Here is a 12740-nt window from a genome sequence, read left to right on the forward strand (position 1 = left end):
GCCCGACCCACGGCTTGAAGCTGTAGCCGAAAGTGTGGAGGTCGCTGTCCGAGCGAATTCCGGGATAGCGATGCGTCGTCCAGGTGCCGCCGAACGTCTCCTGCGTTTCCAGGATCACGTAGCTCGTGCCCGGCAGCTGCTTGGTGACGTGATAGGCGCTGCCGATGCCGGAGATGCCGGCGCCGACGATCAGCACGTCGAAATGCTCTGAAGCCTGGTTGGTCGTGGCGTGACTGCGAACAGCGACATTCATTGTTGCTTCTATGCCTTGCTTGTTTTTGTGGCCGCCCTTGACCGGACGACGCGTTTCCTCCGCGACGGGCATGGTTGCCCATCGCACTTCCACTGCAAAATGACACAGATCGAGCCGCGATCAAATCACAGTGCCGCACCCCAGCTCCGCGCCGTCTGCAAAATCCAGTCGCGGTAGAGCGTGAGCGGCGTGACCCCCGTCAATCCGCCGCAGCCGGCGGCGCCGTTCGGCCCGGTCGACCAGCTGATGACGCCGACCAGCACCGGACCATTCGGCCTGTCCTCGAACACCGGGCCACCGGAATCGCCGGTGCAGGCGCCGATTCCGTCGCGAACTCCGTTGGTTACGGGATCGACCAGACGAATCTGAAGCGTGCCGGGCTGACCCGTGGTGACCAGCGCGGCGACGCGCGTCGTGCCCCCGCTCTTGCCATCACCGCGCACGGTGACGCCGATACCGGCGATGACGAAACGGCTGCCGACCTGGATTGGAATATTCGGTGCGCCAACTGCGACCGTTGATTTTCCCTTCAGTGGAATTTCGAGTTGCAGCAATGCCACGTCGGCGGTGGCGCGATGCGCCTGCATCGCCTGCATGTTGAAGTTCGGATGGATCGCAACGGTGCGCACATTCAGCAGTTGCGGCTGACCGTCCGTGCCGCGATCGACGATCTTGTAGTCCGCACCGGGCTGGACGCAGTGGGCGACGGTGAGCACCAGCTTTGGCGCGATCAGGCTGCCGGTGCAGAAATTGCCACGCGAGCCGACGATGGTGACGACGGCGCGCGCGACACCATCGGCCTGCGGCGTGCCGCCGCCGACGATGGCGTGGGCTGGCGCAGTGAGCAGCAGCGCGGCTGCGACGAACTTTGCGGTCTTTTTCATTGGAACACATCTTCGCGGTCAAATCGGTGGTGGCCCGGCAAGGCTTCGGACTGGCCCTTGCCGGGACCCCATGCTAGCCGTCTTTACATAGAATTGACGAGGGTGGGAAATTGACGATCGAAGCAGTGATCTTTGATTTTGGCGGCGTGCTGACCAGCTCGCCGTTCGAGGCATTCGCGCGATTCGAGACCGAGCGCGGTCTGCCTGTCGACATCATCCGGCGCACCAACGCCGCCAATCACCTCGAAAATGCCTGGGCCAAGTTCGAGCGCGCCGAGGTCGACGTCGACACGTTCGACAAGCTGTTCGCGACCGAATCGCTCGCACTCGGCGCGGAAGTGCGCGGGCGCGACGTGCTGCCGCTGCTTCAGGGCGACCTGCGTCCCGAGATGGTCGAAGCCTTGAAGCGGATCAAGGCGCAATTCAAGACCGGCTGCATCACCAACAATCTGCCGGCCAACGCGATCGGCAGCCTGACCGGCCGCACGCTCTATGTCGCCGAGGTGATGGCGCTGTTCGACCACGTCATCGAATCCGCCAAGATCGGCCTGCGCAAGCCCGACCCGCGCATTTACCGGATGATGGTCGAGACGCTGAAGGTCGATCCGAAGCAATGCGTCTATCTCGACGACCTCGGCGTCAACCTGAAGCCGGCGCGCGAGATGGGTATGACCACGATCAAGGTGACAAGCGGCGCGCAGGCGATCGCCGAGCTCGAGGCAGCGACGGGGCTGAAGCTCCGCTAGAGCGTCATTCTCCGTCATTGCGAGGAGCGCAGCGACGAAGCAATCCAGAATCTCTCCGCGGTGGGACTCTGGATTGCTTCGCTGCGCTCGCAATGACGGTGTGGCGAGACATCGCCTGGCGAACTGGCTACTCCGCCGCGGCGGCAATACGCTCCGGAAACGCAGCCGCCAGTGAGGTGCGATCGGGCTTCAGCACGCCGCGCTCGGTGATGAGGCCGGTGACGAGACGGGCCGGCGTGACGTCGAAGGCGTAGTTCGCGACCGGCGAGCCCTCCGGCACGATGCGCACCGTCTCCAGCCTGCCGTCCGCGGTGCGGCCGGTCATGTCGGTGACCTCCGTGCCACTGCGCTGCTCGATCGGAATGTCGCGGATACCGTCATTGACAGCGAAATCGATCGTCGGCGACGGCAGCGCGACATAGAACGGCACGTTATTGTCGTGCGCGGCGAGCGCCTTGAGGTACGTGCCGATCTTGTTGCAGACGTCGCCATTGGCGGCGACGCGGTCGGTGCCGACGATGGCGAGATCGACCATGCCATGCTGCATCAGATGCCCGCCGGTGTTGTCGGGGATCACGGTGTGCGGCACGCCGTGATGGCCAAGCTCCCACGCGGTGAGCGAGGCACCCTGGTTGCGCGGCCGGGTCTCGTCGACCCAGACATGGATCTTGATGCCGCGCTCATGCGCCAGATAGATCGGCGCCGTCGCCGTGCCCCAGTCGACGGTGGCGAGCCAGCCGGCGTTGCAATGGGTCAGCACGTTGACCGCCTCGCCCGGCTTCTTCTTCGCGGCGATGGCCTCGATCAGCACCAGGCCGTTGCCGGCGATGCCGCGATTGATCTCGACGTCCTGCTCGACGATCTCGTCGGCGCGCGCGTAGGCCGCCTCCGCCCGTTCCAGCGGATCGATCGGCGCCAGCGTCGCGCGCATCTCGTCCAGCGCCCATTTCAGATTGATCGCGGTCGGCCGCGCCACGACCAGCGTCTCGTAGGCGCGCTTCAGGCCGGCATCGGAAGCGTCCTCGCGCATCGCGAGCGCCATGCCGTAGGCCGCGGTGGCGCCGATCAGCGGCGCGCCGCGCACCAGCATGTCGCGGATCGCGATGGCAGCGTCCTCGCACGTGGTCAGGCGTGCGACGACGAACTCATGCGGCAGCCTGCGCTGGTCGATGGCGCCGACCGACCAGCCATCGCGCTCGCGCCAGATGCTGCGAAAATGCTTGCCGTCGACTTTCATGGCGTTCTGCCTTTCGTATCACGCCCGCAGGATACGCCCCGCCACAGCGTCGAGCTTCTTCAGCAGCTCCGGATCGCGCGCCTCGGGCGCGGTGATCAGCGCGGTGTCGAGCGCGCGGTCCGAGCCGATCGGGCACGGCTCGTGCTCGCGCGGGAAATCCTTTGCCAGCCGCGCAACCAATGCCTTGGCCTTGTCGGCGTTCGAGGTCAGCACGCGGATGATGTCCTGCACGGTGACGGCGTCGTGATCGGGATGCCAGCAGTCGAAATCCGTCACCATCGCGACCGTGGCGTAGCAGATCTCCGCCTCGCGGGCGAGCTTTGCCTCGGGCATGTTGGTCATGCCGATCACGGAATAGCCAAGAGTCTTGTAGGTCATGCTCTCTGCGAGGGTCGAGAATTGAGGCCCCTCCATGCAGACATAGGTGCCGCCGCGCGCGATCGCGATACCCTCGGCTTCGGCCGCGGCCGCGAGATGGATGCGCAGCCGCGGCGAGACCGGATGCGCCATCGAGACATGCGCGACGCAGCCCCTGCCGAAGAACGAGCTCTCGCGCTTGTAGGTGCGGTCGACGAACTGGTCGACCAGGACGAAGGTGCCGGGCGGCATCTCCTCCTTGAAGGAACCGCAGGCCGAGAGCGAGATCAGGTCGGTGACGCCGGCGCGCTTCAAGACGTCGATATTGGCGCGGTAGTTGATATCGGAGGGCGACAGCCGGTGGCCCTTGTCATGCCGCGGCAGGAACACGATCGGCAACCCCGCGATGGTGCCAAGCCGCAGCGGCGCCGACGGCTCGCCCCAGGGACTCTTGATCACCTCTTCGTGCGCACCCTCGAGGCCCGGCAAATCGTAGATGCCGGAGCCGCCGATGATGCCCAATACCGCCTGCGTCATGCCTGCTCCACCCGTTCGCGCTATGCGACATGGTTAAGCTATGCCAGTTTTGCGGCGGTTTTGAAACGGGGGTGGTGGGGTGGATAGCGGTGCTGTGAGGAGCGCAGAGCGTCACCACACACTCAGTGTCGTCCCGGCGAAGGCCGGGACCCATACCGCGCGATCTATCGATGGTGGATGGTCGTAGTCCCGAACGACCGGTCTTCGCCAAACTGCTCCCTGGGGTTATGGGTCCCGGCCTTCGCCGGGACGACGCCGGGGCGCTTAGCTAAGCCGCGGTCGCCGGCTGCAATTGCGTCGTCACCATCCGCTCCAGCGTCTCGACCGACTGGAAGTTCTCCGGCGTGATCTCGGACTGCGGGATGGTGAAATCGAACTCGGCCTCCACGCCCAGCATCAGATTGACCATGTCCATCGAGGTCAGGCCGACGTCGACGAGCTTCGCCTGTGGCGTGACATCAGCCGACAGCGAGTTCTGTTCGAGGATGCCCTTCACCAGCTTGATGATGCGATTGCGCAAATCGGTATCGAAGGCCTGCATCGGCAAATTCCCATCTGTCTATCAAGGTCGGACCGGATTGCCCGCTACGATGGGCAGGGACGGCCGATCCCGCAATGGGCGGCACCATTACTTCGCGTTTCTTAGTAAACGATGACTCAGATTGTCTAGAATTCATGCATCTACCAAATCGCTAATGCGATACCGGACGTTTCGGCGATGCCAACAACCCGACTTTAACTGTCCGTTCGGAATTGCGATTCGTTTACCCTCTATTTCATCGACGAATTTGAATTAAATCCGTAGCCTCATCTTACAACCAAAGATGGTCGGAGGATCGCATAAGCGGCATCGCGAATGGTGCCGGCGATCCTGAACGGCAAACTGGAGGCGGACGAGCATGAACGTGCGTGAAGCAGTCCTGACTGTCGACGAAACGCAAACGAGCTTTCTCGAGGGCCCCTCTTTGATCGAGCGCGCAGCCCGCACCGCCTCTGCTGCGGCGGCCGACGCAGACGTGGTCGATCGCGACGCCCGCTTCCCGCACAAGGCTTACGAGGTCGCGCGCGAGCAGAAGCTGCTCGGCGTCATGATCCCGGTCGAGTTCGGCGGCTTCGGTGCCTCGATCCATGACGTCACCGACATCTGCTACACGCTCGGACGCGCCTGCGCCTCCACGGCGATGATCTACGCGATGCACCAGACTAAGGTCGCCTGCGTCGTCAGGCACGGTCACGGCATTCCCTGGATGGAAACCATGATGCGCCGGGTCGCCCGCGACCAGTGGCTGCTCGCCTCCTCCACCACCGAAGGCCAGAATGGCGGCAACATCCGCGCCAGCGCCGCCGCCGTCGACCACGCCGGCGATACCGTCTCGCTGCTGCGTGACGCCACCGTGATCTCCTACGGCGCCGAGGCCGACGGCCTCGTCACCATCGCGCGCCGCGCCAACGAGGCCGCCGCCTCCGACCAGGTGCTGCTGGCGCTCGCCAAGGACGACTATTCGCTGAAGCGGACGCTGGGCTGGGAAACGCTCGGCATGCGCGGCACCTGCTCGACCGGATTCGAGCTCAAGGTCGACTGCCCCGCCGACCGCGTCTTCCCGGAATCCTACGACAAGATCCATGCCCAGACCATGACGCCGTTCGCGCATCTGTGCTGGTCATCCGTCTGGGCCGGCATCGCGGCCGCGGCCGTGACCCGGGCGCAAGCCTTCATCCGCAAGGCGGCCCGCTCCTCGGGCGGCCAGATGCCGCCGGCGGCCGCGCATTTCACCGCCGCGAAGATGTCATTGGCGAAACTGCGCGCGCTGATATCAGCCAATATCGACGCTTTCGCCCGCGCCGAGCATGACGAGCGCGCACTCGGCTCGCTCGACTTCCAGTCATCGATCACGCTGCTGAAGGTGCAGGCCTCCGAGCTCGCGGTCGAGACCGTGATGCATGCGATGCGCACGAACGGCCTCTCCGGCTACCGCAATGACGGCGAGTTCACCATGGGCCGCCACCTGCGCGACGTGCTGTCGTCGCCGATCATGATCAACAACGACCGCATTCTGGCCAATGCCGCGACCTCGACGCTGATGAGCGGCGTGCCGGCAAGCCTTCGGGACTAAAAGCCTTCGCGACTGAAGAGCCTTCGCTACTGACGTGCCTCAGCGACTGACGAGCCTTCTCGACCAACAAGAATAATTTCAGATAGCAGGACCTCGAACATGAACATTGCTGTTCTCCCCGATTCGCCCGAGACCGCGCCGCAAGCCATCGATCCGCTCGATCATCTCGCCGACTCGCTGTTCCACCGCATGGGTGCGGATGGCGTCTACGCCCGCACCGCGCTCTATGAAGGCATCGTCGAGCGGCTGGCCGCGCTGATCACCCGGCATCGCGAGGCCGGCACCGAAGTGATGCGCTTTCCGCCGGTGATGAGCCGCACCCAGCTCGAGAAATCCGGCTACCTGAAGAGCTTTCCGAACCTGCTCGGTTGCGTCTGCGGCCTGCACGGCACCGAGCGCGAGATCAACGCCGCGGTGAGCCGCTTCGATGCCGGCGGCGACTGGACCACCTCGCTGTCACCGGCCGATCTCGTGCTGTCGCCGGCGGCCTGCTATCCCGTCTATCCGATCGCGGCGAGCCGCGGACCTTTGCCGAAGGGCGGCCTGCGCTTCGACGTCGCCGCCGACTGCTTCCGCCGCGAGCCGTCGAAGCACCTCGACCGGCTGCAATCGTTCCGGATGCGTGAATATGTCTGCATCGGCAATCCCGACGACGTCGCCGATTTCCGCGAGCGCTGGATGGTGCGCGCGCAGGCCATCGCGACCGATCTCGGCCTGACCTTCCGCGTCGACTATGCCAGCGACCCCTTCTTCGGCCGCGTCGGCCAGATGAAGGCCGTGAGCCAGAAGCAGCAGCAGCTCAAGTTCGAGCTGCTGATCCCGCTGCGCTCGGAAGAACAGCCGACCGCCTGCATGAGCTTCAACTATCACCGCGAACATTTCGGCACGACCTGGGGCATCCAGGACGCCGATGGCGAGCCGGCCCACACCGGCTGCGTCGCCTTCGGCATGGACCGGCTCGCGGTGGCCATGTTCCACACCCACGGCACCGATCTCTCCGCCTGGCCCGCCAAGGTGCGGGACATTCTGGGCATGCAGCCGCAGCTCGCGGCCGATGCCCATGGCGAAGGCTGGCGCTAGAGCGTGATCCGGAAAAGTGTGAAGCGGGTTTCCGCCAAGATCATGCTCAAAAGATAAACTCCACGAGGCCGATCATTTCCACGGGTAAGACGAGCGTGATCCACACCAAGGTCCGATGCCGCGAGATTACCGAGTCCGATGTCGAAGCCATCGCGGACCTGCTGACGCGTGGCTTCGTCGGCCGCTCGCGCAACTACTGGATCCAGGGCCTGCGCCGGCAGGCCTTCCGGCCGGTGCCGGAGGGCTATCCGCGCTTCGGCTACATGCTCGACAATGACGGCGCCCCGGTCGGCGTGCTGCTGCTGATCTACACGACGCGGAAGGATGGCGAGGAGACCGCGATCCAGTGCAATTTGTCGAGCTGGTATGTCGATCCGGCCTACCGCAACTACGCGCCGCTGCTGACCAAGATCGCGCAACGGCACAAGGACGTGACCTATCTCAACATCAGCCCGGCGCCTTGGACCTGGCCGATCATCGAGACGCAGGGTTTTCGTGCCTATTGCCGCGGCATGTTCTTCTCGGTGCCGGCCCTGTCGCGCGCGCCGCGCTGGAGCAAGATCGAGGTCATCTCGCAGCATACCAAGCAGATCGAGGGCCTCTCCGAAGCCGAGACCGAACTGTTGACGCGGCACGCGCGCTACAATTGTTTGAGTCTGGTGTGCCGCACCCCGCAGGGCGCCTTCCCCTTCATCCTGCAACCGGTGCGCATCCGCCGCGGTTTCATCGCGCCGCCCGCGATGAAACTGATCTACTGCCGCAGCGCCGCCGAATACACCGCCTGCGCCGGCCGCATCGGCCGGCTGCTGCTGCGGCTCGGCAAGGTCGCAGTGATCGTCGATTCCAACGGCCCGATCCCGGGCCTCGTCGGCGTCTACACCGAGCGCCGCGGCCGCAAATATTTCAAGGGCCCGCACCGCCCGCGACTGGCTGATCTCACGGATACCGAGCTCGTGCTGTACGGGCCGTAGGAGGCGGGACGCGCGCGCCGCAAACTCGCTGTCGTCCCGGCGGAGGCCGGGACGACAGCGGGATTTGTTGCACGCTCGTCACCAACTCTCGCTTGCAGCGACCCGCACATTCGCGCGCCCGGAATGCATCCTTCTGCACCGCCGGTCATCCTCCGTAAACTACGGCGCTTAAGGGATTTTTCCCGCCTGTTCGCTACCCTCGGCGACTGCATGACGTTGCATTAAGTCTATTGCCCGCGAGACCCCGCCGATCCGATGACGCCGTCCTCCGACCACGAGCTTGGTGCACGCCGCGAGCAGGGCCCGGAGGCCCTGGTCGCGCTGAGCCAGCTTGCGCTCGACCATATGGAGCAGGGCGTCTGCGTCTACGATGCCGACAACCGGATCTTGCTGGTCAATCAGCGCTATCTCGCGCTGTTCAACATGTCGGCCGAGATCGTGCGGGTCGGCACCAGCTATCGCGACGTGCTCACCCACAGCGCATCGCTCGGCAACTTCCCGGTGAGCGAGCTCGACGCGCTCTACACCACGCGGGTGAAGCAGATCGCGGCCGGCGTGCCGTTCCGTACCGAACAACGGCTTGCAACCGGTCTCGTCATGGCGCTAGAGCTGAAGCCGCTCCCCGGCGGCGGCTGGATGACGATCTGCGACGACGTCAGCCGCCTGGCGCGACTCGAGGCGGAATTGCGCCTCCAGACCGAGCGCAGCCAGCATGCGCTCTCCAACATGTCGCACGGCCTCATCATGTACGACGCCGACAGCCGCGTCGTCGTCTGCAACGAGCGGTTCCTGCGCCTCTACGATCTCGACGCCGAGATCGTGAAGCCGGGCGTCACGCACTGTACGGTAATCGACCACTGGATGTCGCGCGGCAACCTGCCGGGCATGTCGGGTGACGAGTTCCACGACACCAGGCTGGAGGACGTGCGCGGCAGGAAGGCGAAAACGCTGCTGGTGATGCGCTACGACGGGCGGATGGTGCAGGCCGTGTCCCGCTTCCTGCCCGACGGCGGCTGGGTGACGGTGCACGAGGACGTCACCGAGCGGCTGCAATACGAGGAGACCCTGAGGCAGCAGAACTTCATTCTCGATGCGGCGCTGGAGAACATGGCGCACGGGCTCGCGTTCTACGACAGCGACATGCGCCTTCGCGTCTGCAACACCACCTACCGGAAGATCTACCTGCTGTCGCCGGAGGAGACCAGGCCCGGCACGCATCTCGGCGAGCTGATCGAGCGGTCGATGGCGAACGGCGCGTTCGTTTCGGAATACAGTCCGCAACAACTCCTGGACGCCGCAAGTGCAAGGATCGCGAACCGCGATTCGTCACCGATACGCCGGAGCATGTCGAACGGCACCGTGATCTCGGTACGCTACTGCGCGCTGCCCGAAGGCGGTTTCGTCGCCACCTACGAGGACATCAGCGAGCGCGAGCGCGCGGTCGAGGAGCTGAGCGAGCAATATCGCCGCTTCGACGCGGCGCTGAACAACATGAGCCAGGGCCTGTGCATGCTCGATTCGAGCCTGCGCGTGATCGTCTGCAACCGCCGCTACATCGAGATGTACGGCCTGTCGCCCGACATCGTGAAGCCCGGCATCTCGATGCGGGAGATCATGGAGCATAGCTGCTCCCTCGGCATTCACCCGAACACCACGGCGGCCAAGCTCTATGCCGACTATGTCGAGCGGCTGCGCGAGGGCGAGCACACCCTGCACCGCCATCTGGGCGACGGCCGCATCATCAAGCTCAATCACAAGCGGATGGCGCACGGCGGCTGGGTCGTCACCTATGAGGACGTCACCGAGCGCCACAAGGCCCAGGCCCGCGTCGCGCACATGGCGCGGCACGATTCGCTCACCGAGCTGCCCAACCGTACCCTGTTCCGCGAGAAGATGAGCGAGGGGCTCAACCAGGTCGCGATCGCCGGCGGCGCGATGGCCGTGCTGTGCTTCGACCTCGACAATTTCAAGACCGTCAACGACAGGCTCGGACACGCCGCCGGCGACCGGCTGCTGCGCTGGGTCGCGGCGCGGCTGAAGGAGAATGTCGGCGAGCACGACACGGTCGCACGCCTCGGCGGCGACGAGTTCGCCGTTCTCCAGCGCGGCCCGCAGCCGCAATCGGCCGAGCGGCTGGCGCGCCGCCTGGTCGAGATCATCGGCCGTCCGCCGCCGCTGGAAAGCCAGTCGATCCATATCGGCGTCTCCGTCGGCATCGCGATCGCGCCCGACCACGGGCTCGATGCCGACGAGCTGATGAAATGCGCCGACCTCGCGCTGTACCAGGCCAAGGCCAAGGGCCGCGGCGCCTATCAGCTGTTCGAACCCGAGATGGAAGAAGAGGCACGCAGCCGGCACGCGCTGGAGCACGATCTACGCGGCGCGCTGGAGGCCAACGAATTCCATCTGGCGTTCCAGCCGCAGATGCGGCTCGACACCTCCGAGCTCACCGGCTTCGAGGCGCTGTTGCGCTGGAAGCACCCGTCGCGCGGCATGGTCTCGCCGGCCGAGTTCATTCCGATCGCGGAGGAGACGGGCCTGATCGTTCCGCTCGGCGAATGGGTGCTGCGTACGGCCTGCGCGAGTGCTGCGTCCTGGCCTGACCTCACCGTCGCCGTCAATCTGTCACCTGTGCAGTTTCGCTCGCGCGGGCTGGTCGCGATGGTCACCAGCGCGCTCGCCGAGGCCCGCCTGCCGCCGCAGCGGCTCGAGCTCGAGGTTACCGAGACGGCGCTGCTCGACGACAGCGAGGCGACGATCRGGATCCTGCATCAGCTCCGTTCGCTCGGGGTGCGCGTCAGCCTCGACGATTTCGGCGTCGGCTATTCCTCGCTCAGCTATTTGYGCAAGTTTCCGTTCGACCGCATCAAGATCGACCGTTCCTTCGTCGGTACGCTCGGCGAAAGCCCTGAGAGCATCGCCATCGTCCGCACCATCGCGAGCCTCGGCTCGGTGCTGGGCGTCGAGACCACGGCGGAAGGCGTCGAGACGGTGGAGCAGCTCGACTTCGTCCGCGAATGCGGCTGCACCGCGGTGCAGGGCTATTATTTCGGCAGGCCGTGTCCGGCGGCCGAGGTCGGCCACGCGATCGAGCGGCTCAGCGCGGTCCGGCGGGTGGCGTAACAGCCTCACCCCCCGCACCGCCAAATTCCGCGTCTCGGCACGCCTCCACACGACCAATTGTCGCATAGGCCGCATCCGGCGGAATTGCCGCCGCTGCCGCCACACGCGGTACGCGCAACGCGCTTTTCTTCTCTCGCGATTTCGGGGACAATCCCGTCATAACAATGAGAAACGGCGGCCCGCATGAGGCCGCTGCGAGGGAGGAGTGTTCGATGTCGCGATGCGGGCTGACGACGATCGCGTTTGCCGCCATGCATGCTGCCCTGGGCGTGTCGTTCTCGACCACGGCCGGCGCGCAGGACTATCCCAGCAAGCCGGTCACGCTGATCGTGCCATGGCCGGCCGGCGGTTCGACCGACATCTCGATGCGCGCGATCGCCGACAGCGCCTCGAAGGTGCTGGGCCAGCCGATCGTGATCGACAACAAGGCCGGCGGCGGCGGCACGGTGGGGCCGGCGACCATGGCAGCGGCGGCGAAGCCGGACGGCTACACCATCTCGCAGATCCCGATCACCGTGTTCCGCCTGCCCCTGATGCAGGAGGTGTCGTGGGATCCGGCGAAGGACTTCACCTATATCGTGCACCTCACCGGCTATACGTTCGGCGTGACCACCAGCGCGGAGTCGCAATTCAAGTCCTGGAAGGACGTCGTCGAGTTCGCGAAGGCGAATCCGGGCAAGGTGACCTACGCGACGCCGGGCACCGGCACCTCGCTGCACATCGGCATGGAGCAGATCGCCGCGCTGTCCGGCATCAAGCTCACGCAGGTGCCGTTCAAGGGCGGCGCGGAAACCAACGCCGCGGTGCTGGGACAGCACACCATGCTCCAGGCAGATTCCACGGGATGGCGGCCGCTGGTCGATGCCGGCAAGCTGCGGCTGCTGATGGTCTGGACCGGGGCGCGCTCGCCGAACTATCCTGACGTGCCGACGCTGAAGGAGCTCGGCTATCCCATGGTCTACGACTCCCCGTTCGGTATCGCAGGTCCCAAGGGCATGGATCCCAAGATCGTCGCCAAGCTGCACGACGCCTTCAAGAAGGCGGTCGAGGACCCCGCGGTGATCGCGACGCTCGCCAAGTACGACATGGTGCCGAACTACAAGAACACCGAGGACTACAAGAAGTTCGCGGTCGAGGTCACGGAGTCCGAACGCAAGGTGATCGACACGCTCGGGCTGGCGAAGAAGTAAGGACTGTGGACCCCACAAGTGAACGCGTCATCCTGAGGTGCGAGCCGCGCTTGCGGCTCGCCTCGAWGGATGGATCGGGGCACCGCCGCCCTTCGAGGGCCGCTGAAGAAGCGGCCACCTCAGGGTGACGGTGATCTAAAAGGCGCCTCATATGAACAACGACAGCAACGTCAAGCTCGGCCTCTCCAACTCCGAACTCTGGGGCGGATTGATCGGCCTTGCGCTCGGCGGCTTCGTGACCTGGCAGG

General features: G+C 65.2%; 11 protein-coding genes. 6 read left to right on the plus strand and 5 right to left on the minus strand.

The annotated features are described in order from the left end of the window. Together ACXJL8_RS18430 and ACXJL8_RS18435 are read right to left on the minus strand one after the other, a co-directional pair. A partial coding sequence (locus ACXJL8_RS18430) for an NAD(P)-binding protein (RefSeq protein WP_456685365.1) occupies positions 1-253 on the minus strand: 253 nt, incomplete at its 3' end. A gap of 125 nt (positions 254-378) precedes the next feature. After that, positions 379-1137, minus strand: coding sequence for a S1 family peptidase (locus tag ACXJL8_RS18435; RefSeq protein WP_456618358.1), 759 nt, complete (start codon positions 1135-1137; stop codon positions 379-381). A 110-nt stretch (positions 1138-1247) separates the two neighbouring features. Between ACXJL8_RS18435 and ACXJL8_RS18440 the strand changes: the two genes are divergently transcribed. After that, the gene (locus ACXJL8_RS18440; RefSeq protein WP_456618359.1) at positions 1248-1883 is read left to right on the plus strand and encodes an HAD-IA family hydrolase; all 636 of its coding nucleotides are present in this window, start codon (positions 1248-1250) and stop codon (positions 1881-1883) included. Between the two features lie 127 nt (positions 1884-2010). Here ACXJL8_RS18440 and mtnA read toward each other — a convergent pair whose 3' ends face one another. From mtnA to ACXJL8_RS18455, 3 genes are all read right to left on the minus strand, one after another. Then, positions 2011-3120 carry an S-methyl-5-thioribose-1-phosphate isomerase gene (mtnA, locus tag ACXJL8_RS18445; RefSeq protein WP_456618360.1) on the minus strand — a complete coding sequence of 370 codons (1110 nt, stop codon included), beginning with the start codon at positions 3118-3120 and terminating at the stop codon, positions 2011-2013. An 18-nt stretch (positions 3121-3138) separates the two neighbouring features. After that, positions 3139-4014, minus strand: a complete 876-nt coding sequence (locus ACXJL8_RS18450; protein WP_456618361.1) for an S-methyl-5'-thioadenosine phosphorylase — start codon at positions 4012-4014, stop codon at positions 3139-3141. A 268-nt stretch (positions 4015-4282) separates the two neighbouring features. Then, positions 4283-4555, minus strand: coding sequence for a phosphopantetheine-binding protein (locus tag ACXJL8_RS18455; protein ID WP_456618362.1), 273 nt, complete (start codon positions 4553-4555; stop codon positions 4283-4285). A gap of 358 nt (positions 4556-4913) precedes the next feature. Here ACXJL8_RS18455 and ACXJL8_RS18460 point away from each other — a divergent pair, with 358 nt between their 5' ends. The 5 genes from ACXJL8_RS18460 (at position 4914) to ACXJL8_RS18480 (ending at position 12492) form a co-directional block, all read left to right on the plus strand. Beyond that, positions 4914-6128: an acyl-CoA dehydrogenase family protein gene (locus ACXJL8_RS18460; protein ID WP_456618363.1), complete on the plus strand. Its 1215-nt coding sequence runs from the start codon at positions 4914-4916 to the stop codon at positions 6126-6128. A gap of 99 nt (positions 6129-6227) precedes the next feature. After that, the gene (locus ACXJL8_RS18465) at positions 6228-7208 is read left to right on the plus strand and encodes an amino acid--[acyl-carrier-protein] ligase (RefSeq protein ID WP_456618364.1); all 981 of its coding nucleotides are present in this window, start codon (positions 6228-6230) and stop codon (positions 7206-7208) included. Positions 7209-7303: 95 nt separating this feature from the next. Beyond that, positions 7304-8179: an acyl-CoA acyltransferase gene (locus ACXJL8_RS18470; protein WP_456618365.1), complete on the plus strand. Its 876-nt coding sequence runs from the start codon at positions 7304-7306 to the stop codon at positions 8177-8179. A 255-nt stretch (positions 8180-8434) separates the two neighbouring features. Then, positions 8435-11302 (plus strand): PAS-domain containing protein, encoded by a 2868-nt coding sequence (locus ACXJL8_RS18475; RefSeq protein ID WP_456685366.1) that lies wholly within the window; start codon positions 8435-8437, stop codon positions 11300-11302. 212 nt (positions 11303-11514) lie between these two features. Continuing rightward, positions 11515-12492, plus strand: coding sequence for a tripartite tricarboxylate transporter substrate binding protein (locus ACXJL8_RS18480; protein ID WP_456618367.1), 978 nt, complete (start codon positions 11515-11517; stop codon positions 12490-12492). Positions 12493-12740 lie beyond the last annotated feature (248 nt).

Source organism: Bradyrhizobium sp. P5_C11_2 (assembly GCF_054049755.1).

What these genes read in the sequence shown, in the direction of transcription:
- ACXJL8_RS18435 (WP_456618358.1), bottom strand. Translation starts at nt 1,137, where the DNA reads ATGAAAAAGACCGCAAAGTTCGTCGCAGCCGCGCTGCTGCTCACTGCG.
- ACXJL8_RS18455 (WP_456618362.1), bottom strand. Translation starts at nt 4,555, where the DNA reads ATGCAGGCCTTCGATACCGATTTGCGCAATCGCATCATCAAGCTGGTG.
- ACXJL8_RS18450 (WP_456618361.1), bottom strand. Translation starts at nt 4,014, where the DNA reads ATGACGCAGGCGGTATTGGGCATCATCGGCGGCTCCGGCATCTACGAT.
- ACXJL8_RS18465 (WP_456618364.1), top strand. Translation starts at nt 6,228, where the DNA reads ATGAACATTGCTGTTCTCCCCGATTCGCCCGAGACCGCGCCGCAAGCC.
- mtnA (WP_456618360.1), bottom strand. Translation starts at nt 3,120, where the DNA reads ATGAAAGTCGACGGCAAGCATTTTCGCAGCATCTGGCGCGAGCGCGAT.
- ACXJL8_RS18460 (WP_456618363.1), top strand. Translation starts at nt 4,914, where the DNA reads ATGAACGTGCGTGAAGCAGTCCTGACTGTCGACGAAACGCAAACGAGC.
- ACXJL8_RS18480 (WP_456618367.1), top strand. Translation starts at nt 11,515, where the DNA reads ATGTCGCGATGCGGGCTGACGACGATCGCGTTTGCCGCCATGCATGCT.